The organism is Pseudomonas saudimassiliensis (assembly GCF_000939975.1).
Classification (GTDB): Bacteria; Pseudomonadota; Gammaproteobacteria; order Pseudomonadales; family Pseudomonadaceae; genus Halopseudomonas; species Halopseudomonas saudimassiliensis.
In genome coordinates, this window is sequence record NZ_LK391969.1 from 1,445,270 (window position 1) to 1,464,426 (window position 19,157).

General features: G+C 64.0%; 19 protein-coding genes. 15 read left to right on the plus strand and 4 right to left on the minus strand.

Annotation, left to right across the window (positions count from 1 at the left end):
* Positions 1–3 precede the first annotated feature (3 nt).
* A complete protein-coding gene (gene gpmI, locus VG99_RS06755; RefSeq protein WP_044498977.1) occupies positions 4–1,542 on the minus strand; it encodes a 2,3-bisphosphoglycerate-independent phosphoglycerate mutase in 1,539 nt (512 codons plus the stop codon).
* Positions 1,543–1,712: 170 nt separating this feature from the next.
* Here gpmI and VG99_RS06760 point away from each other — a divergent pair, with 170 nt between their 5' ends.
* From VG99_RS06760 to VG99_RS06785, 6 genes are all read left to right on the plus strand, one after another.
* A complete protein-coding gene (locus VG99_RS06760) occupies positions 1,713–2,138 on the plus strand; it encodes a rhodanese-like domain-containing protein (RefSeq protein WP_044501496.1) in 426 nt (141 codons plus the stop codon).
* Between the two features lie 4 nt (positions 2,139–2,142).
* The gene (gene grxC / locus VG99_RS06765) at positions 2,143–2,397 is read left to right on the plus strand and encodes a glutaredoxin 3 (RefSeq protein WP_044498978.1); all 255 of its coding nucleotides are present in this window, start codon (positions 2,143–2,145) and stop codon (positions 2,395–2,397) included.
* Between the two features lie 82 nt (positions 2,398–2,479).
* On the plus strand, positions 2,480–2,980 hold the full coding sequence (secB, locus tag VG99_RS06770; RefSeq protein WP_044498979.1) for a protein-export chaperone SecB: 501 nt from the start codon (positions 2,480–2,482) through the stop codon (positions 2,978–2,980).
* A gap of 100 nt (positions 2,981–3,080) precedes the next feature.
* Positions 3,081–3,596: a disulfide bond formation protein B gene (locus VG99_RS06775; protein WP_044498980.1), complete on the plus strand. Its 516-nt coding sequence runs from the start codon at positions 3,081–3,083 to the stop codon at positions 3,594–3,596.
* Positions 3,597–3,706: 110 nt separating this feature from the next.
* Positions 3,707–4,192, plus strand: coding sequence for an Rsd/AlgQ family anti-sigma factor (locus VG99_RS06780; RefSeq protein WP_044498981.1), 486 nt, complete (start codon positions 3,707–3,709; stop codon positions 4,190–4,192).
* Between the two features lie 3 nt (positions 4,193–4,195).
* Complete coding sequence (locus VG99_RS06785; protein WP_052508724.1) at positions 4,196–4,711, plus strand: hypothetical protein; 516 nt, start codon at positions 4,196–4,198, stop codon at positions 4,709–4,711.
* On the opposite strand, the gene VG99_RS15490 is transcribed toward VG99_RS06785, so the two are convergent.
* Positions 4,680–5,207 carry a TIGR02444 family protein gene (locus VG99_RS15490; protein WP_052508725.1) on the minus strand — a complete coding sequence of 176 codons (528 nt, stop codon included), beginning with the start codon at positions 5,205–5,207 and terminating at the stop codon, positions 4,680–4,682. The genes VG99_RS06785 and VG99_RS15490 overlap by 32 nt on opposite strands.
* Positions 5,208–5,241: 34 nt before the next feature.
* Here VG99_RS15490 and VG99_RS06795 point away from each other — a divergent pair, with 34 nt between their 5' ends.
* Together VG99_RS06795 and VG99_RS06800 are read left to right on the plus strand one after the other, a co-directional pair.
* Complete coding sequence (locus VG99_RS06795) at positions 5,242–7,155, plus strand: ATP-binding cassette domain-containing protein (protein WP_044498982.1); 1,914 nt, start codon at positions 5,242–5,244, stop codon at positions 7,153–7,155.
* A gap of 10 nt (positions 7,156–7,165) precedes the next feature.
* Complete coding sequence (locus tag VG99_RS06800) at positions 7,166–7,621, plus strand: YaiI/YqxD family protein (protein WP_044498985.1); 456 nt, start codon at positions 7,166–7,168, stop codon at positions 7,619–7,621.
* 8 nt (positions 7,622–7,629) lie between these two features.
* Here the strand turns inward: VG99_RS06800 and VG99_RS06805 are convergent, their stop codons facing one another.
* Positions 7,630–8,175, minus strand: a complete 546-nt coding sequence (locus VG99_RS06805) for a DUF6436 domain-containing protein (RefSeq protein ID WP_044498986.1) — start codon at positions 8,173–8,175, stop codon at positions 7,630–7,632.
* A 259-nt stretch (positions 8,176–8,434) separates the two neighbouring features.
* Between VG99_RS06805 and VG99_RS15495 the strand changes: the two genes are divergently transcribed.
* The 3 genes from VG99_RS15495 (at position 8,435) to ppk1 (ending at position 13,022) form a co-directional block, all read left to right on the plus strand.
* Positions 8,435–9,655 carry a GGDEF domain-containing protein gene (locus VG99_RS15495; RefSeq protein ID WP_162182778.1) on the plus strand — a complete coding sequence of 407 codons (1,221 nt, stop codon included), beginning with the start codon at positions 8,435–8,437 and terminating at the stop codon, positions 9,653–9,655.
* Positions 9,656–9,772: 117 nt separating this feature from the next.
* On the plus strand, positions 9,773–10,783 hold the full coding sequence (gene hemB / locus VG99_RS06815) for a porphobilinogen synthase (protein WP_275425467.1): 1,011 nt from the start codon (positions 9,773–9,775) through the stop codon (positions 10,781–10,783).
* Positions 10,784–10,799: 16 nt separating this feature from the next.
* On the plus strand, positions 10,800–13,022 hold the full coding sequence (gene ppk1, locus VG99_RS06820) for a polyphosphate kinase 1 (protein WP_082050008.1): 2,223 nt from the start codon (positions 10,800–10,802) through the stop codon (positions 13,020–13,022).
* Here the strand turns inward: ppk1 and ppx are convergent.
* Positions 13,001–14,506 carry an exopolyphosphatase gene (gene ppx, locus VG99_RS06825; RefSeq protein ID WP_044498989.1) on the minus strand — a complete coding sequence of 502 codons (1,506 nt, stop codon included), beginning with the start codon at positions 14,504–14,506 and terminating at the stop codon, positions 13,001–13,003. The two genes, ppk1 and ppx, sit on opposite strands and share 22 nt — an antisense overlap.
* Before the next feature lie 172 nt (positions 14,507–14,678).
* Between ppx and trxA the strand changes: the two genes are divergently transcribed.
* The 4 genes from trxA (at position 14,679) to VG99_RS06845 (ending at position 19,116) form a co-directional block, all read left to right on the plus strand.
* A complete protein-coding gene (gene trxA / locus VG99_RS06830) occupies positions 14,679–15,005 on the plus strand; it encodes a thioredoxin TrxA (protein WP_036989038.1) in 327 nt (108 codons plus the stop codon).
* A gap of 208 nt (positions 15,006–15,213) precedes the next feature.
* Entirely contained in the window at positions 15,214–16,479 is a 1,266-nt protein-coding gene (gene rho, locus VG99_RS06835; RefSeq protein WP_044498992.1) for a transcription termination factor Rho, read from the plus strand.
* Between the two features lie 175 nt (positions 16,480–16,654).
* Complete coding sequence (gene ubiD / locus VG99_RS06840; RefSeq protein WP_044498993.1) at positions 16,655–18,121, plus strand: 4-hydroxy-3-polyprenylbenzoate decarboxylase; 1,467 nt, start codon at positions 16,655–16,657, stop codon at positions 18,119–18,121.
* Positions 18,121–19,116, plus strand: a complete 996-nt coding sequence (locus tag VG99_RS06845; RefSeq protein ID WP_044498994.1) for a 2Fe-2S iron-sulfur cluster-binding protein — start codon at positions 18,121–18,123, stop codon at positions 19,114–19,116. The genes ubiD and VG99_RS06845 overlap by 1 nt, the downstream gene beginning before the upstream one ends.
* Positions 19,117–19,157: the final 41 nt, after the last annotated feature.

Below are 19,157 nucleotides of genomic sequence, written 5' to 3' on the forward strand. Positions count from 1 at the left end.
CGCTCAGTCGTGCAGGCTGACGATGGAGCGGCCGGTCATTTCCGCCGGCTGCTCCAGCCCCAGCAGGGTCAGGACCGTGGGCGCCACATCGGACAGGATGCCGCCGTCGCGCATGCTCACCTTGCGCGGACCGACATAGACAAAGGGCACCGGTTCGCAGGTATGGGCGGTATGGGCCTGCCCCGTGCTGGCGTCAGCCATCTGCTCGACGTTGCCGTGGTCAGCGGTAATCAACGCTTCACCACCCACCTTGGCCAGGGCCGCCTCGATGCGACCGATACAGTGATCCAGGCACTCGACCGCCTTGACCGCCGATTCGAACACGCCGGTATGCCCGACCATGTCGCCATTGGCATAGTTGACGATGATGGCGTCGTAGCGCTGCTGCTCGATAGCCTCGACGATGCGGTCAGTCACTTCCGGCGCGCTCATCTCCGGCTGCAGGTCATAGGTGGCGACCTTGGGCGACGGGATCAGGATGCGCTCTTCGCCTTCGAAGGGCTCCTCACGGCCGCCGGAGAAGAAGAAGGTGACGTGGGCATACTTCTCGGTTTCCGCAATGCGCAGCTGGGTCTTGCCCTGGCTGGCCAGGTATTCGCCCAGCACGTTGGTCAGGGCCGACGGCGGGAAGGCGCAGGGTGCGGGAATGTCGGCAGCGTACTGGGTCAGCATGACGTAGCCGGCCATGTTCAGCGGGCGCGGCCGGGCAAAGCCGTCGAAGTCCGGCTGGACGAAGGCGCGGGTCAGCTCGCGGGCACGGTCGGCGCGGAAGTTCATGAACACCACCGCATCGCCATCCTCCACCCGGACCGGCGCGCCAATCACCGTGGCCTTGACGAACTCGTCGCTCTCGCCACGCTGGTAGGCAGCCTCCAGCGCTGCTTCCGCGGTCTCGGCCTGGAAGGCACCCTGGCCTTCGGCAATCAGATTGTAGGCCGCTTCGACCCGCTCCCAGCGGTTGTCCCGGTCCATGGCGAAATAGCGTCCGATAAGGCTGGCGGTGCGACCCTTGCCGAGACGCTGATAGGCCTGTTCCAGCAGCGCCAGGGAAGGTGCGGCGCTCTTGGGCGGGGTATCGCGGCCATCGAGGAAGGCATGTACCTGGATCTGCTCGGCGCCCCGGCGGGCGGCCAGCTCGACCATGGCTACCAATTGCTCTTCGTGACTGTGCACGCCACCCGGGGACAGCAGCCCCATGACATGCACCGCGCGGCCGGCCTCCACCGCCTTGTCCACCGCCTGGCAAATGGCTTCGTTGGTGAAGAAGTCGCCATCGGCGATCGCCTTGGTGACCCGGGTGAAGTCCTGGTACACCACGCGACCGGCGCCGAGGTTCATATGGCCGACCTCGGAGTTGCCCATCTGCCCGTCCGGCAGGCCGACATCCATGCCCGAGCCGGAAACCAGGGTACGCGGTGCGGTCGTCCACAGACGATCCCATACGGGGGTGTTGGCGGCCATGATGGCGTTGGACTCGGGGGATTCACTGTGTCCAAAGCCATCCAGAATCATCAATACCACGGGTTTGGGAGTTGCTGTCATCCGATTAGACTCGCTGTATGAAAGAGGCAAGGAGTGCACTGCCGTGCCCGGCAGGCATGCTGGCGCCAGTTTACTTGGCCGGCTCCGGTGTGTCATGCACGCCGGAGGTTCTGCCGCCCGACCGGGCTGTGTATACTGGCGGCCTTCAACGGTTCCGGAATCATACCTCCATGCAGTTTCTACAGCACCTTATCGAATTCATAGGCAACCATTATTGGCTCACCAGCGCCTTTCTGGTTGTACTTGCGCTGTTGATCATCACCGAGGGCCGCAAGGCCGGTAAAGCCATCACCACGCAGCAGGCCACGGCACTGATCAACCGGGAAGGCGCCGTGGTCGTCGATACGCGGTCGAAGAAGGACTACGCCGCCGGTCATATCGTCGGCTCGATCAACCTTCCCCAGGATAGCTTCGCCAATCGCATGGTCGAACTGGAGAAGCACAAGGACAAACCCATCATCCTGGTATGTGCCAACGGCCAGAATGCCGGCCCTCTTTCCAAGCAGCTGAAAGCGGCTGGCTACACCCATGTGCACCGCCTGGCACAGGGCGTGGGTGGCTGGCGTGCGGACAACCTGCCCCTGGTAAAGAGTTGACGATATGACTGAGATCACCCTCTACAGCAGCAACTATTGCCCCTTCTGCATCCGCGCCAAGCAACTGCTTGACGGCAAGGGCATCAGTTACAACGAGATCCGGGTGGACGGCAAACCCGAGGTGCGTGCGGAAATGGCGCGCCTGGCTGGCCGCACCTCGGTGCCACAGATCTGGATCGGCGACACGCACGTGGGCGGCTGTGATGATCTGATAGCGCTGGAACGCTCAGGCAAACTGGATACAATGCTGGCAGGCTGATTGCCTGCACACAGGGCCCTCAGGGCCAGCGACGCTGGCCTGCAGAGGCGTCCCGAGACAATGGAACCAACAAGGACCGAACATGGCTGACGAGCAACAGAACAATACCACTGCCAATGGCGCACAGGGCAACCAGCCGCAGGTGCAGTTCAATCTGCAGCGCATCTACGTCAAGGATCTTTCCTTCGAATCACCGAAGGCGCCGGCGGTGTTCCAGAGCCAGTGGAACCCGCAGGTCAACCTCGACCTGAACACCCGCCACAACCAGCTGCAGGACGGTATCTACGAAGTAGTGCTGAGCCTGTCGGTGACCGTGACCAACGGCGAGCAGGATGTGACCTTCATTGCCGAAGTACAGCAGGCCGGTATCTTCGCCATCAGCGGCCTGGATGAAGCTGGCATGCGCCACACGCTGGGCGCCTTCTGCCCGAACATCCTGTTCCCCTATGCCCGCGAAGCCATCGACAACCTGGTATTGCGTGGCAGCTTCCCTCCCCTGATGCTGGCTCCGGTGAACTTCGATGCCCTGTTCGCCCAGTCCGAACAGCGGCGGGTCGCCGAGGCAGCCGACGCCGGCGCCTGACGTCCTGGTCGCCGGCTGCCCTGCAGCCGGCGATACCTTGTCAGTTGCCCTGGCCTTCATCTAAGGTAGCTCCCGCTTTCCCTCATCAATGGATGTGCGCATGACCCTGCCTGCCTCACGCCCGCTATACCTGATCGCGTTCGTTGCCTGCGTGCTGCTGCTGGCAGCGGCGTACTACATGGAACTGGTCATGGGGCTACTGCCTTGCCCGCTGTGCATAGTGCAGCGCTTTGCCATCCTGCTCATCGGCCTGGTCTGCCTGGCGGCCGTACTGCACAACCCGCAGCCCCGGCCCGGCCGCAAACGCAGCCTGGCGACGCGCTTCTATGCCGCTGGCGTCCTGCTGTTCGCCCTGTTTGGCGGCGCCACCGCCAGTCGGCAGATCTGGCTGCAGCACCAGCCTGCGGACCAGTTGCCCTCCTGCCTGCCCAGCCTCGACTACATGATCGACGTGCTGCCGGTCGTCGAAATGCTGACCCTGCTGTTCAGCGGTACCGCCGACTGCGCCAAGGTGACCTGGACTTTCCTCGGCCTGAGTATCGCCGAGTGCACCCTGCTGGCCTTCATCGGCCTGGGCCTGTTTGGCCTGGTGCAGCTGTTCCGACGCCAGGACTGATCGCCGGCAGCCGGACCGCCGCAAGTCTTGATACCGCAGCACTGACTGGCCTATTCTGTTGCCTCCCCGGGAAAAACAACCCCAATCCCGACTCACAGATGAGGTGGATCATGCTGGAAAGGTGCAGAACAGCCCAGGAACGCTGGGGTGGGGTCGACAAGCTCATCGACCGCTGGCTGGCTGAACGCAAGAAGCTGGTAGATCATTACATTGCTCTGCGCGATCTTGAGGATCCCGACGTCGATACCCAGGATCTGCTCAATAACTTCTGCAGCAGCCTGCTGGACTACGCTTCCGCCGGTCATTTCGCAGTATACGAACAACTGGTGCGCGGCGCCGAGGAAGCCGGGGACGAACGCGCCCTTGCCCTCATTCGCCAGGTCATCCCCCGGATCGAAACCATCACCCAGTTCGCGGTCATCTTCAACGATTACTATGGTGTCAACCATACCCGCAAGCTCAAGGTCGATGTCATGCACAAGCGCCTGCTGAAGCTGGGCGGACTGTTGCTGGAGCGATTCGAACTGGAGGATTGTTTGATCGAGGTGCTGCACACCGCTTATCGCAACACCCCCGTTACCGAAACAATGGAGTAATTCGTGACCGGTAGAACTGAAGACCAGAAGTCCGCCCGCGTACCGACGCCGCTGCACCTGCTGCAGGTGCTGGCGCGCACGCTGAACGAGCATCTGGCCGATGCCTGCACCCAGGCCGAAGCCGATGCCAACAAGGCGCTGGAGAAGCTCGACCGCGAACAGGCGAAACTGCAGGAAAAGCTCGCCGAAGCCCAGGAAAAATTGGCCGCACGCCAGCAGGAAGGCAGCAAGCCGGTGGAAAAGGTGACCGCCAGGATCGAGGAGCTGACCGCCTCGCTGGCAACGCTGGATCAGGCCCGTGACGATGCCCAGGGCTACATCCGCCAGCTGCAACAGGATGTGCGCCAGACCCTGCGTCTGGCCAAGGGCCTGGATCGCATTGATCTGCAGGTCACCCAGGCCATCGAGAAACGCGACAACCCGACCGCTACCCCTCGCTCCGGCAATCGCCAGGCCCCGCGCCGCGGCCGGCGTAAGCCCGGAGCGACTACCGAGGCTGCGCCGGACCCGGCAGAGTAACGCCCGCTGTCGCCGCCAAGCCGGCGGCGACAGTTTCCTCCCTCGTCAGGACCAGTTGCGCCAGGGCTGTCAGTTTTGCAGACTCCGCCGCGCCAACACACAGCGCCAGGTGCGCCGCGACCGCCGCGTCCGACCGGACCTTGCCGACCTCCAGCGCCTCGCAATAATGCTCCAGCTGCGCCAGCTGGTGCCACTCCGCAGCCAGCTCGCACTCCTTCACCTGGGCCCGCAGCGCCGCGGCCGCGGGGTTGCCGGTGAGCGCCCGACGGACCTGCCGCAGTGGCTCGATTACCTGCTGCCGCCAGGGTGCCTGCCGCGCCTGTAGCAGCTGCCAATGATGCCCATCCGCCGGACTGCCGCGCACGCCCAGCCAGCAGGCGGTGAGCAGCAGCAGGACATCCTGCCCGGCAGCGTCCTGCAGCTCCAATAGCAGGGGCTCGACACCCGGCCATGCATACAGCTGACCCGCGTATTCGGGCAGTGACAATCGGCCCATCGACGTTCGCTCCCGCGCTGATATACTCCGCGCCATGATAAAGATCGAAGCCCTGACCCTGCAACGCGGCCCGCTACGGCTGCTGGAAAATGCCAATCTGACCCTGCACCCGGGCCAGAAGGCCGGCCTGCTTGGCACCAATGGCGCCGGCAAGTCGAGCCTGTTCGCCCTGCTGCGTGGCGAGCTTACCCCGGACGGTGGCGATTGCTCGCTGCCGGCGGACTGGCGCATCGCCCACATGCGCCAGGAAATCAATGACCTGGAGCGCCTGGCCGTCGACTATGTGCTCGATGGCGACCAGCGCCTGCGGGCGATCCAGGGCCAACTGACGGAGGCCGAACGGCTGCAGGACGCCACCCGCCTCGGCAGCCTCTATGCCGAACTGGAATCCCATGGCGGCTTCAGCGCCGACAGCCGCGCCCGCACCCTGCTGGCCGGGCTTGGCTTCAGTGCCGCCCAGTGCGATGTCCGGGTCGGGGACTTTTCCGGCGGCTGGCGAATGCGGCTCAACCTGGCCCAGGCGCTGATGTGCCCCTCGGACCTGCTGCTGCTCGACGAGCCGACCAACCACCTGGACCTGGACGCCATCCTCTGGCTGGAAGAATGGCTGAAGAGCTATCAGGGCACCCTGCTGCTGATTTCCCATGACCGGGACTTCCTCGATGCTGTGGTCGAGCATATCGTGCATGTGGAGTCCCAGAAGCTGACGCTCTACCGCGGCGGCTACAGCCAGTTCGAGCGGACCCGCGCCGAGCGCCTGAGCCAGCAGCAGGCCGCCTTCGAGAAGCAGCAGGCCCAGCGCGAGCACATGCAGAAATACATCGCCCGCTTCCGCGCCCAGGCGACCAAGGCCCGCCAGGCGCAGAGCCGCCTCAAGGCCCTGGAACGCATGGAGACGCTGAGCCCCGCGCACCTGGACTCCCCGTTCAACTTCAGCTTCCGTGAGGCCGACAACCAGTCCAACCCGCTGCTGGATCTGCGCGAGGGGGTGCTGGGCTATAACGGCGCGGCCATCCTGCACAACGTCAAGCTGCAGCTGGCGCCCGGTGCGCGCATCGGTATCCTCGGCCCGAACGGTGCCGGCAAATCCACCCTGATCAAGACCCTCGCCGGCACCCTGCCGCTGATCGCCGGTGAATTGAAGACCGGGGAACACCTGGCGATCGGCTATTTTGCCCAGCACCAGCTCGACAGCCTCGACCCGCAGGCCAGCCCCCTGCTGCACCTGGCGCGCATCGCTCCGCAGCAGCGGGAACAGGAGCTGCGCAATTTCCTCGGCGGCTTCGACTTCCATGGCAGTCGGGCCGAGGAGCCGGTACTGCATTTCTCCGGCGGCGAGAAGGCCCGCCTGGCGCTGGCGCTGATCGCCTGGCAGAAGCCCAACCTGCTGTTGCTGGACGAGCCGACCAACCACCTGGATATGGAGATGCGCCACGCCCTGACCATGGCGCTGCAGAACTTCGAAGGCGCCATGCTGCTGGTCTCCCACGACCGCGCGCTGATCCGCGATACCACGGACGAACTCTGGCTGGTGGCCGATGGCAAGCTGACCACCTATACCGACGACCTGGACAGCTACACCCGCTGGCTGGCGCAGTTCCGCCAGCAGCAGGCCAACGCCGCCGCGGGCGACCAGGCGCCATCCGCCCCCAAGGTGGACGCCAAGGCCCAGCGTCGCCTCGCTGCCGAGCAGCGCCAGCGACTGGCCCCACTGAAGAAGGTCGCCGGCAAGCTGGAGCAGCAACTCGAAGCCGCCCAGCAGGACATGCAGGACATCGAAACCCTGTTGGCCGATACCGATCTCTACAGTGACGCCAACCGCCAGCGCCTCAAGGAGCTGCTGGCGCGCCAGGCCGACTGCCGCCAGCGCATCGACGAACTCGAGCTGCAATGGCTGGACGCCCACGAGGCGCTGGAACAGTTGCAGGCCGAGCTGGCGGACTCGTGAGGATGACTACATGACCCTGTGGATCGATGCGGACGCCTGCCCACGCCCGGTGCGCGACATCATGCTGCGCGCTGCTCGCCGGCGGGAACTGCAACTGGTGCTGGTGGCCAACAGCTCCCTCGGCCTCGCCGCTGCCCCAGGCGTACGCCAGGTGGTGGTGCCCGGCGGGGCCGATGTCGCCGACCTCTATATCATCGAGCATGCGCAGCCCGGTGATCTGGTGGTGACGGCTGACATCCCCCTGGCCGACGGGCTGGTGCGCCGCGGCATCACCGCGATCAACCCGCGTGGCGAGATTTACGACAAGGGCAGCATCGGCGAGCGGCTCGCCGTGCGCAACCTGATGGATGAACTGCGCGGTGCGGGCCTGGCCGGCCGCGGCGGCCCCGCCCCCTTCAGCGACAAGGACAAACAGTCCTTCGCCAACGCCCTGGACCGCCTGCTGGCCCAGGGGCTGGGCAAGTAGCCGCACGTTTAGCCTTCTTCCAGCGCGCAGAGACAGGCCACCGTATCCTGCCGGGTGATATTCACCGCCCTCCCCTGCTGCAACGTCCGCAACACCGGCTCGACAAAACTGCTGTCGCTGTTGCAACTGGCGCCATCACTGTAGGGCCCGACATACGCCAGCTTGCCCTGGACATCCCAGATCGCCAGGGCCGGACCGCCTGGCCAGTCGGACCAGCCGGCCGGCAGCGGCCAGTAGGACAGCTCGGCGAGGGCACCGCCGGGCGCCGCCGGGCTGCCACTGCGGACGAACTGCACGCCCTGGGCACTGAAACGCCGGGTCATGTCGGCGATATAGGCTTCGTGGCCAGCGTTGCACGGACACCCTGCCTGCCAGACATGCATCACCTGGATCTGCCCGGGGGCGAAGGGCGGATCCACCTGCGCCGCGGCAAAATGCGCCACGCCCTCGAAGGTGCGGGCGTGATAACCATCGAACCACCACCAGGCCCAGCCCAGCCCCGCAGCCCAGCACACCGCCAGGGCCACCAGCAGCGCCCGTCGAAAAAAAACCATGCGTGTCCCTCGAAGATGTCTATACTCCGACCCCAGGATGATAGTGGCTTATGGCTACAACAGAACGGGTCGCCGTTGCCCACACCATTGTGCGACCGGAAACCGCTGGTCGCATGTTCTGCCAACCTACGCACATCCTGTAAAGAATGGACTTTAACCTATTCCCGGCGCGCATTAATCTGCGTGCTCCATGCAGGATATGTCCGGACAGGCCGGCCCGCATCGCGGACAAGGATCATCCCGCTTTATGCAAACCGATATGCATACATTCTCCCTGGCCATAGCGTTGGTACTGGCCACCCTGAGCATGACCGTCGTGCTGCTCATGGCCGCCTACCATTCGGGCAGTGAGAAGGGGCTGCGGCACTGGGCCCTGGGCAACCTGGCATTGACCGTCGGCCTGGTTCTGGACATCAGCCAGGGGCTGCTCTATCACAGTCTTTCCCACATTCTTGCCGTCGGCCTGATGGTGCTCGGGCTCGGTGTCATCTGGCTCGGCGTACGTGCCTTCAAGGGCTTGAGCCAACCCCAGTCGGGCCCGATCGTCGCGGCCATGGTAGTGATGCCGGTGCTGGGTTATTTCCATTATGTACAGGACAGCAACGCCGCGCGCATGGTCGTGGCCGGCCTCTGCCTCGGCGTCTTCTGCCTGCTGTCGGCGCGGGAACTGCTGGTACCGGCCATCGCCCCGCTGCGCCGGGCCTACTGGTTCACCGGCAGCATCATGTTGCTCAGTGGCATCGGCCTGCTGCTGCGGGCCGGCACCGGCCTGCTCGACCCGATCATGGCCTTCAGCAGCGACAGCGAGACGATGCAGCACATTACCCTGCTGGGGGTGCTGGTGGCGCAGATCGGCATGGCGGGCGGCTTTATCCTGATGACCCACTACCGCACCATCATGGCGCTGCAGCAGCTCTCCGAACACGACGCCCTGACCGGCACCCTGAACCGCCGCAGCATGCACGACCAGTCCCAGGGTCGCCTCGACGCGCTGCGACAACAGGGTCAGCCCGCCACCCTGATCATGATCGACGCCGATCACTTCAAGCGGATCAACGACGAATTCGGCCACCAGACCGGCGACGCGGTGCTCTGTCACCTGGTGACCCGCATCCGCCTCTACATGCGCAGCAATGACCTGCTGGGGCGCTTCGGTGGGGAGGAGTTCGTGGTCCTGCTGCCGGGCGTGGATGCCCGGGCGGCGATGGACATCGCCGAGCGTATCCGTCTGGCGGTGAACAATCATACCGACAGTATTTCCGACCAGCCGGTGATGCTCAGTATCAGCCTGGGGGTGGCCAGCACCGACCTGCACGGCCATGATTACACGGCCCTGGTATCGGCCGCCGACGCCGCCCTGTACCGCGCCAAGGCGATGGGCCGCAACCGCGTCGAGCTGTGCAGCGAGCTCGATTCCCCGCTACGCGACAAGATGGCCCTACGTTTACTCTCGCAATTCCGTCATAATCTGGACGTATAAGGAAGGCCTAGCAGTAGCCGGGCTGGACCCAGCCGCACCCGCTGCCGGCATCGGCCCATCCCCGCCCCGGTCTTCTCGTCATTCATTATCCGGTGTTCCGACACCCCGGGAGTTTCAGTGAACCAGATTGCCCCTCGCCCCTTCCCCCTGTCCCGTATGCGCCGTTCGCGCAAGGACGCCTTTTCCCGCCGCCTGATGCGCGAAACCCGCCTGAGCACCGATGACCTCATCTATCCGGTGTTCGTGCTGGACGGTACCGGCCAGCGCGAAGCGGTAGCCTCCATGCCCGGGGTCGAGCGCCTGTCGATCGACCTGCTGCTGGAAGAAGCAGCCGAGCTGGTGGAACTGGGTATCCCGGCGGTGGCGCTGTTCCCGGTGACCCCGCTCTCGGCCAAATCCCTCGACGCGGCCGAAGCCTGGAACCCCGAGGGCCTGGCCCAACGGGCCACGCGGGCCCTGAAGGAGCGCTTTCCCGAGCTTGGCGTCATCACTGACGTCGCCCTGGACCCCTTCACCACCCATGGTCAGGACGGCATCATCGACGACCAGGGCTACGTGCTGAACGACATCACGGTCGAGGCGCTGGTGCGCCAGGCGCTGTCCCACGCCGACGCCGGTGCCGATATAGTCGCGCCCTCGGACATGATGGATGGCCGTATCCGCGCCATCCGCGAGGCGCTGGAGTCGGCCGGGCATATCAACACCCGCATCCTGGCCTATTCCGCCAAGTACGCCAGTGCCTACTACGGCCCGTTCCGTGACGCGGTGGGCTCGGCCGGCAACCTCGGCAAGGCCGACAAGGCGACCTACCAGATGGACCCGGCCAACAGCGACGAAGCCCTGCACGAGGTGGCCCAGGACCTGGCCGAAGGCGCCGACATGGTGATGGTGAAACCCGGCATGCCCTACCTGGATATCGTTCGCCGGGTGAAGGACGTGCACAAGGTGCCGACCTTCGTCTACCAGGTCAGTGGCGAGTATGCGATGCACCAGGCGGCGATCGCCAACGGCTGGCTCAGCGAGGCAGTCATCATGGAGTCGCTGACCGTGATCAAGCGCGCCGGGGCCGATGCCATCCTCACCTATTACGCGAAACATGCCGCGCGGCAGCTGCGCGGGCTGGAATAACCCCCTAGAGGCCGCCATGCAGGACATCCATAACAAGATCGAATTGCCGCCGGAGTCCTCCGCAGAGCGGCCCAGCGCCGCCACGCCCCTGCGCCCGACGGCGGTGCCGGCCGTCATCGCGCCGCCGGCGCCACTGGAAGAGGTTGCTCCTGCGGCGGATATCAACGCCCCGGAGCTCTACATCCACCGCGAGCTGTCCCAGCTGCAGTTCAATATCCGGGTGCTGGAACAGGCGCTGGATGAGTCCTATCCGCTGCTGGAGCGGCTCAAGTTCCTGCTGATTTTCTCCAGTAACCTGGACGAGTTCTTCGAGATCCGCGTGGCCGGCCTGAAGAAGCAGATCACCTTCGCCCGCGAGCAGACCGGGCCCGACGGCCTGCAACCGCAGCAGGTGCTGAACAAGATCAGCGAGATCGCGCACCAGGAAGTGAGCCGCCAGTATTCGATCCTCAATGATGTCCTGCTGCCTGAGCTGGCCCGGCAGAAGATCCGCTTTATCCGGCGTCGCCAGTGGACGCCGCAACACGCCCTCTGGGTGCGCCGCTTCTTCCGCGATGAGATCGCGCCGATCATCAGCCCCATCGGGCTGGACCCGACGCACCCCTTCCCGCTGCTGGTGAACAAAAGCCTGAACTTCATCGTGCAACTGGAAGGTGTCGATGCCTTCGGCCGCGATTCCGGGCTGGCGATCATTCCGGCGCCCCGTTCGCTGCCACGGCTGATCCGCGTGCCGGACGAGCTGTGTGATGGCGGGGACAACTTCGTGTTCCTGTCATCGATGATTCACGCCCACGCCGATGACCTGTTCCCCGGCATGAAGGTACGCGGTTGCTACCAGTTCCGCCTGACCCGCAACGCCGACCTGATCGTCGACCCCGACGAGGTCGATGACCTGGCCCGCGCCCTGCGCGGCGAGCTGCTGTCGCGCCGCTACGGCGATGCGGTGCGGCTGGAAGTGGCCGACAACTGCCCCAAGCCGCTGTCGGACTTCCTGCTCAAGCAGTTCGGGCTGAGCGAGTCGGAGCTGTATGAGGTCAATGGCCCGGTCAACCTGACCCGGCTGTTCTCCATCACCGGCCTGGACAACCATCCGGAGCTGCAATTTCCACCGTTCAGCCCGGGCATACCCAAGCTGCTGTCCAGTGCCGACAACCTGTTCCAGGCCATCCGCAAGCAGGACATCCTGCTGCTGCATCCCTATGAATCCTTCAGTCCGGTAGTGGACCTGCTGCGCCAAGCCGCCCAGGACCCGAGTGTGCTGGCCATCAAGCAGACGTTGTACCGCACCGGCGCCAACTCGGAAATCGTCAATGCCCTGGTCGAGGCGGCGCGAAACGGCAAGGAAGTGACCGCGGTGATCGAGCTGCGCGCCCGCTTTGATGAGGAGTCGAACCTGCAGTTGGCCAGCCGCCTGCAGCAGGCCGGGGCCGTGGTGATCTACGGGGTGGTCGGGTTCAAGACCCACGCCAAGATGATGCTGATCCTGCGCCGCGAGGACAAGGATCTGCGCCGCTACGTACACCTGGGCACTGGCAACTACCATGCCGGTAACGCCCGCCTGTACACCGACTACAGCATCCTGACCTCGGACCTGGCGATAACCGAGGACGTGCACAAGATGTTCAACCAGCTGATCGGCATGGGCAAGGCGCTGCGCATGAAGAAACTGCTGCAGGCGCCCTTCACGCTGAAAAAGCGGCTGCTGGAACTGATCAACCGGGAAGGACTGGCAGCGCAGGCCGGCAAGCCGGCGCACATCATCATCAAGGCCAACGCGCTGACCGATGCCAAGATCATCAAGGCGTTGTACAAAGCCTCCCAGGCGGGGGTGAAGATCGAACTGATCATCCGCGGCATGTGCTGCCTGCGCCCGGGGGTTCCCGGCGTGTCACACAATATCACCGTGCGCTCGATCATCGGCCGGTTCCTGGAGCACAGCCGGGTGTACTACTTTCTCCACGAGGGGCATGAGCAGATCTGGATGTCCAGTGCCGACATGATGGAGCGCAACCTGGATCACCGGGTGGAAACCTGCTTCCCGCTGGAAGGCAAGAAACTGATCAGCCGGGCCCGCCAGGAATTGCAGATGCACCTGGCGGACAATACCCAGGCCTGGGTGCTGCAGCCCGACGGCAGCTACATCCGCAGCGCGCCGACGGGCAACCAGCTGCCCCGCAGCGCGCAGAGCAGCCTGCTGGAGAAACTGGCCAACTCGCCTCAGCGCACCGTCAGCGTGTAACCGATCTTCGCCCAGTACTGCGCCTCCTGGGCGAAGTCGGCCTGGGTCAGCGGGTTGGCCTTTAGCCAGCCCGGCGGAAAGCGCAGGGTCAATTGCTTGCCCGCCGCCTTGACCTCGAGCGCGGGCATTTCCTGGAAGCCGCGAATGTGGTGATAGAGGATCGCCAGCCGCAGCAACATGCACAACCGCCGCAGTGCCGGCCCCTCCTCACCCACTTCGGCGACCCGCTCATCATTCGGCAGGTTGCGCCGGTGGCCGCGCACCAGTAACGCCATGGACTGCTGCTCCTGGCGGGAAAAGCCCGGCAGATCGGCGTGCTCGATCAGATAGGCGCCGTGCTTGTGATACTGACTGTGGGCGATGTCCATACCGATCTCGTGCACCCGCGCGGCCCAGCGCAGCAGGTCGGCATGCTTGCTGTCGGTCAGCTCCCAGGAATCGGCCACCTTGCCCAGCAGGCTCAGCGCCTTGGCTTCGACCCGGGCAGCCTGTTCGGTGTCCACATGGCTACGCTCGGCCAGCGCGGTGAGGGTCCGCTCGCGGACGTCCTCGTGCTGGCGACGCCCGTAGATCTCGTACAGCACGCCCTCGCGCAGGGCGCCTTCGGAATGCTGCATGGTCTGTACGCCGAGGGCATCGAACAGGGCGTCGAGAATCGCCAGACCGGGGGGCAGGATCGGTCGCCGGTCGGCCTTCAGGCCAGGCAAGTCCAGCTTGTCCACGTGACCGGCCTTGAGCACCTTGCGCTTGAGCCACTGCAGCCCATCCCGGGTGACTTCCCCATCGGTCAGCCCAGCGCCGCGCAGACACTGGCCGATGGCACGGATGGTGCCGGAGGCGCCAACCGCGCCCTCCCAGCCCAGGCGCTGGATACTCTGTTCGATGGGCATCAATTCGAGCCGCGCGGCGGTATAGGCCTGGCCGTAGCGGGCAGCGGTAATGCGCCCGTCGGCGAAGAATTGTCGGCCAAAGGAGACGCAGCCGATATGCAGGCTTTCACGCAGGATCGATTCGAAGCGCTCGCCGACGATGAACTCGGTGCTGCCGCCGCCAATATCCACCACCAGGCGTTTGCCGGCATCGTCGGATAACGTATGGGCGACGCCCAGGTAGATCAGCCGAGCTTCCTCCCGGCCGGAAATCACATCCACCGGATGCCCCAGGACCTGTTTGGCGCGGTTGATGAAGACATCGCGGTTGCGCGCCACGCGCAGCGTATTGGTGGCCACGATGCGCACCGCCCCGGTAGGCAGGCCATTGATCAGTTGGGCAAAACGCCGGAGACAGTCCACCCCCCGCTGCATGGCTTCCTCGTCGAGCATGCCCTGGTCATCCAGGCCCGCTCCGAGCTGGACCTTTTCCCCCAGCCGTTCGAGTATTCGTATTTCCCCGTGATCCACCCGCGCCAGCACCATATGGAAGCTGTTGGACCCCAGATCGATGGTCGCCACCAGCGGAAAATCCGTGTGTTCTGTCTGCGCCATGCATATCCCCTGTTCGTGATGGACGGAATGGTACCTGCCATTCGCCAGCATGTCCGCATGCTGCGACAACATATGCACCGATTACCGGTGACGCCCATGCGTTTCACAGTTGCCATGGGTGATGCTATCATCCCTTGCATTGCACCTAGCGAACCTTTCCCTGGAGAAACTCATGAGTGATTTGATCGTGCACGTCACCGACGGCAGCTTCGAAGCAGAAGTGCTGAAGGCCGACGGCCCCGTTCTGGTTGATTATTGGGCTGAATGGTGTGGTCCGTGCAAGATGATTGCCCCGGTTCTGGACGATATTGCCCGGGACTACGAAGGCAAACTCAAGATCTGCAAGCTGAATATCGATGAGAACGCCAACACGCCACCGAAATACGGCGTGCGCGGCATCCCCACCCTGATGCTGTTCAAGGATGGCAATGTGGAAGCCACCAAGGTCGGCGCCCTGTCCAAGTCCCAGCTGGCTGCCTTCCTCGACAGCAACATCTGAGTGACTCGCCATCCCCGGCCCGCCGGGGATGTACTTTTCTTACCCCCGGATGTAGACGTCACCGCGCAGCGGTGCTAGATTTGCTTTCCAACTCTCTGTCGCACCCTGCGGCAATGGCTTCCCTACTTGCCAAACTCATCGCCCCATCCCATATGGCGGCTGTTTACTAACCCCGTCCTGCCGAAAGACGCCACAACTCACCGAACCTATGAACCTGACTGAACTCAAGCAAAAACCTATAACCGAACTGCTGGAAACCGCCGACCAGATGGGCCTGGAAAACATGGGCCGATCGCGCAAGCAGGATGTGATCTTCGGCATCCTGAAGAAGCATGCCAAGAGCGGCGAAGACATTCATGGCGACGGCGTGCTGGAAATTCTGCAGGATGGTTTCGGTTTTCTGCGCTCTGCCGATTCGTCCTATCTGGCCGGCCCCGATGACATCTATGTCTCCCCCAGCCAGATCCGCCGTTTCAACCTGCGCACCGGCGATACCATTTCCGGCAAGATCCGGCCACCCAAGGATGGTGAGCGCTACTTCGCGCTGCTGAAGGTCGATTCGATCAACTTCGACCGTCCGGAAAACACAAAAAGCAAGATCCTGTTCGAAAACCTCACCCCCCTGTTCCCCGATGATCGCCTGAAGATGGAAGCCGGCAATGGCTCCACTGAGGATCTGATGGCGCGGATCATTGATCTGTGCGCCCCGATCGGCAAGGGCCAGCGCGGTCTGCTGGTGGCGCCGCCCAAGGCCGGTAAGACCTTGATGCTGCAGAACATCGCCTCGAACATTGCCCGCAATAATCCCGAGTGCCACCTGATCGTGCTGCTGATCGACGAACGTCCGGAAGAAGTGACCGAAATGCAGCGCACCGTGCGCGGCGAAGTGGTTGCCTCGACCTTCGACGAGCCGCCGAGCCGTCACGTACAGGTCGCCGAGATGGTGATCGAGAAGGCCAAGCGCCTGGTCGAGCACAAGAAGGATGTCATCATCCTGCTCGACTCCATCACCCGTCTGGCCCGCGCCTACAACACCGTCATCCCCAGCTCCGGCAAGGTATTGACCGGTGGTGTCGACGCCCATGCCCTGGAAAAGCCCAAGCGCTTCTTCGGCGCCGCTCGGAACATCGAAGAAGGCGGCAGCCTGACCATCATCGCCACCGCACTGGTCGATACCGGCTCGAAGATGGACGAGGTGATCTACGAGGAATTCAAGGGCACCGGTAACATGGAGATCCACCTGGATCGCAAGATTGCCGAGAAGCGCGTCTTCCCGGCAATCAACATCAACCGCTCCGGTACCCGCCGTGAAGAACTGCTGACCAGCGAGGACGAACTGCAGCGCATGTGGATCCTGCGCAAGATCCTGCACTCCATGGACGAAATCGCTGCCATCGAATTCCTGCTGGATCGTCTGAAGGACACCAAGACCAACGACGAATTCTTCCAGTCGATGAAGCGCAGCAAGAACTGACCCCCAGCCGGAAGCGGCGAGTTGCAAGCTGCAAGCAGTCCGGTGCTGCTTGCAGCCTACGGCGATCAGGCTGCCCTGTGCGGCAAGCCGCTGTCGGCCCCGCTTCCGACCAGACATTCGAGCTGCGGCATTCCTCGGACTGCCTGCAGCTTGCCGCTTGAGGCTTGAAGCTCAGATGCAATATTCCGATCTTCGCGATTTCATCAAGGGCCTGGAACAGCGCGGTGAGTTGAAGCGCATCCAGACACCCGTCTCCCCCATCCTGGAAATGACCGAAGTCTGCGACCGCACCCTGCGCAAGGGCGGCCCGGCGCTGCTGTTCGAAAACCCCACAGGCTTCACCATGCCGGTACTCGGCAACCTGTTCGGTACCCCCGAGCGGGTCGCCCTGGGCATGGGCGCCAATGATGTCAGCGAACTGCGCGAGATCGGCAAATTGCTGGCCTACCTCAAGGAACCCGATCCGCCAAAGGGCCTGAAAGACGCCTGGTCCAAGCTGCCGCTGATCAAGAAGGTCATTTCCATGGCGCCCAAGGTAGTGCGTGACGCGCCCTGCCAGGCCACTGTGATCGAAGGCGATGATGTAGATCTGTCGCAGATCCCGGTGCAGACCTGCTGGCCCGGCGATGCCGGCCCGCTGATCACCTGGGGCCTGGTCATCACCAAGGGCCCGAACAAGGACCGGCAGAACCTGGGCATCTACCGCCAGCAGGTGATCGGCCGCAACAAGGTGATCATGCGCTGGCTGAGCCACCGCGGCGGCGCCCTGGACTTCCGTGAATGGTGTGAGAAGCACCCCGGCCAACCCTTCCCGGTCGCCGTGGCGCTGGGCGCCGACCCGGCCACCATCCTCGGCGCGGTCACCCCAGTACCCGATACCCTGTCCGAATACGCCTTTGCCGGCCTGCTGCGGGGGCAACGCACCGAACTGGTCAAGTGCCGCGGCTCCGAGCTGCAGGTGCCGGCCGGTGCCGAAATCGTGCTGGAAGGCGTGATCCATCCCGGCGAAATGGCCGCAGAAGGTCCCTTCGGTGACCACACCGGTTACTACAACGAGGTGGACAGCTTCCCGGTATTTACCGTCGAGCGCATCACCCAGCGGGAAAAGCCCATCTACCACAGCACCTACACCGGCCGCCCGCCGGATGAACCCGCGGTACTGGGCGTGGCGCTGAACGAAGTTTTCGTGCCGATCCTGCAGAAGCAATTTCCGGAAATCACCGACTTCTATCTGCCGCCGGAAGGCTGTTCCTACCGCATGGCGGTGGTGTCGATGAAGAAGCAGTACCCGGGCCATGCCAAGCGCGTGATGCTCGGCGTCTGGAGTTTCCTGCGCCAGTTCATGTATACCAAGTTCGTTATCGTGGTGGATGACGATATCAACGTACGCGACTGGAATGACGTGATCTGGGCCATCACCACGCGCATGGACCCCAAGCGCGATACCGTGATGATCGATAACACCCCGATCGATTACCTGGATTTCGCCTCGCCGGTATCCGGCCTGGGCAGCAAGATGGGCCTGGACGCCACCAACAAGTGGCCTGGCGAGACCAGCCGGGAATGGGGCACGGCAATCGTTCAGGACCCCGCAGTAAAACAGCGGATCGATGCGATCTGGTCGGAACTGGGAATCGATTGATGAAAGTGACTCTCCAGCCTTCCGGGCATGTCATCGAGCTGTTACCCGGCGAGCGTATCATTGATGCCGCGCGCCGCCTGGGCTTTGACGCGCCCCAGAGCTGTCGCAACGGCAACTGCCATATCTGCGCCGCCAACCTGATCAGCGGGCGGGTGCTGCAGAACGGCACCGAACGCCGCGGTGGCGAGTTGTTCACCTGCATCGCCGAGCCATTGGAAGACTGCGAAGTGCAGTGGGAAAACGTGCTGGCGCCGGATGAACTGCCGCTACGCACTCTGGCCTGCCAGGTAGTGGACATCCGTGACCTGGGGGGCGACGTCTGTCAGCTGCTGCTGCGCACGCCCGCGGGCAAGCCCCTGCGTTACCACGCCGGCCAGTACCTGTTGCTGGAACGCTTCGACGGCGAGCTATCGGCCTTCTCCATCGCCTCCGCTCCGGCGGAGGGGCGGCTACTGGAACTGCACATCCTGGTCCGGGAACAGAACACCATCGCGCTGGTAGAGCATATCCGGCGCCAGGGCATGGCCCGCATCAAGGCCCCCTTCGGCGATTGCAGCCTGCCGCGGTTGCCGGAACGGCCGCTGGTGCTGATCGCCGCCGGTACCGGCCTGGCGCAGATCCAGAGCCTTACCCAATACTGTCTGCACCAGGGCTTCACCCAGCCCATTCACCTGTATTGGGGCGTGCGCCAACCCGAGGATTTCTACCAGGCCCCGCATTGGGAGCACTGGCAGCAACAGGCCAACATCTATCTGCACCAGGTGGTCAGTGATGCGCCGGACTGGAGCGGCCGCCAGGGCATGCTGCCCGAGGCCGTGTGCGAGGACCTGGCCGAGCTGGCGGACTATGAGTTCTTCCTGTGTGGATCACCCGGCATGGTGTACGGCACGCTGGACGCGCTGCTGGCTGCCGGCGCGGTCGAACAGCAGATCCATTCGGATGTGTTCGCCTACGCGCCGCGCGAGACGACGCCAGACGGGCCGGACTCAGTGTAGCCGGGCCCGGTAACGCCTGGGACGGTCGAGCACCAGCTCGA

What these genes read in the sequence shown, in the direction of transcription:
- ubiD (WP_044498993.1), top strand. Translation starts at nt 16,655, where the DNA reads ATGCAATATTCCGATCTTCGCGATTTCATCAAGGGCCTGGAACAGCGC.
- trxA (WP_036989038.1), top strand. Translation starts at nt 14,679, where the DNA reads ATGAGTGATTTGATCGTGCACGTCACCGACGGCAGCTTCGAAGCAGAA.
- secB (WP_044498979.1), top strand. Translation starts at nt 2,480, where the DNA reads ATGGCTGACGAGCAACAGAACAATACCACTGCCAATGGCGCACAGGGC.
- gpmI (WP_044498977.1), bottom strand. Translation starts at nt 1,542, where the DNA reads ATGACAGCAACTCCCAAACCCGTGGTATTGATGATTCTGGATGGCTTT.
- ppx (WP_044498989.1), bottom strand. Translation starts at nt 14,506, where the DNA reads ATGGCGCAGACAGAACACACGGATTTTCCGCTGGTGGCGACCATCGAT.
- VG99_RS06780 (WP_044498981.1), top strand. Translation starts at nt 3,707, where the DNA reads ATGCTGGAAAGGTGCAGAACAGCCCAGGAACGCTGGGGTGGGGTCGAC.
- grxC (WP_044498978.1), top strand. Translation starts at nt 2,143, where the DNA reads ATGACTGAGATCACCCTCTACAGCAGCAACTATTGCCCCTTCTGCATC.
- VG99_RS06795 (WP_044498982.1), top strand. Translation starts at nt 5,242, where the DNA reads ATGATAAAGATCGAAGCCCTGACCCTGCAACGCGGCCCGCTACGGCTG.
- VG99_RS06775 (WP_044498980.1), top strand. Translation starts at nt 3,081, where the DNA reads ATGACCCTGCCTGCCTCACGCCCGCTATACCTGATCGCGTTCGTTGCC.
- VG99_RS15495 (WP_162182778.1), top strand. Translation starts at nt 8,435, where the DNA reads ATGCATACATTCTCCCTGGCCATAGCGTTGGTACTGGCCACCCTGAGC.
- rho (WP_044498992.1), top strand. Translation starts at nt 15,214, where the DNA reads ATGAACCTGACTGAACTCAAGCAAAAACCTATAACCGAACTGCTGGAA.
- VG99_RS06845 (WP_044498994.1), top strand. Translation starts at nt 18,121, where the DNA reads ATGAAAGTGACTCTCCAGCCTTCCGGGCATGTCATCGAGCTGTTACCC.
- VG99_RS15490 (WP_052508725.1), bottom strand. Translation starts at nt 5,207, where the DNA reads ATGGGCCGATTGTCACTGCCCGAATACGCGGGTCAGCTGTATGCATGG.
- VG99_RS06805 (WP_044498986.1), bottom strand. Translation starts at nt 8,175, where the DNA reads ATGGTTTTTTTTCGACGGGCGCTGCTGGTGGCCCTGGCGGTGTGCTGG.
- VG99_RS06760 (WP_044501496.1), top strand. Translation starts at nt 1,713, where the DNA reads ATGCAGTTTCTACAGCACCTTATCGAATTCATAGGCAACCATTATTGG.
- ppk1 (WP_082050008.1), top strand. Translation starts at nt 10,800, where the DNA reads ATGCAGGACATCCATAACAAGATCGAATTGCCGCCGGAGTCCTCCGCA.
- VG99_RS06800 (WP_044498985.1), top strand. Translation starts at nt 7,166, where the DNA reads ATGACCCTGTGGATCGATGCGGACGCCTGCCCACGCCCGGTGCGCGAC.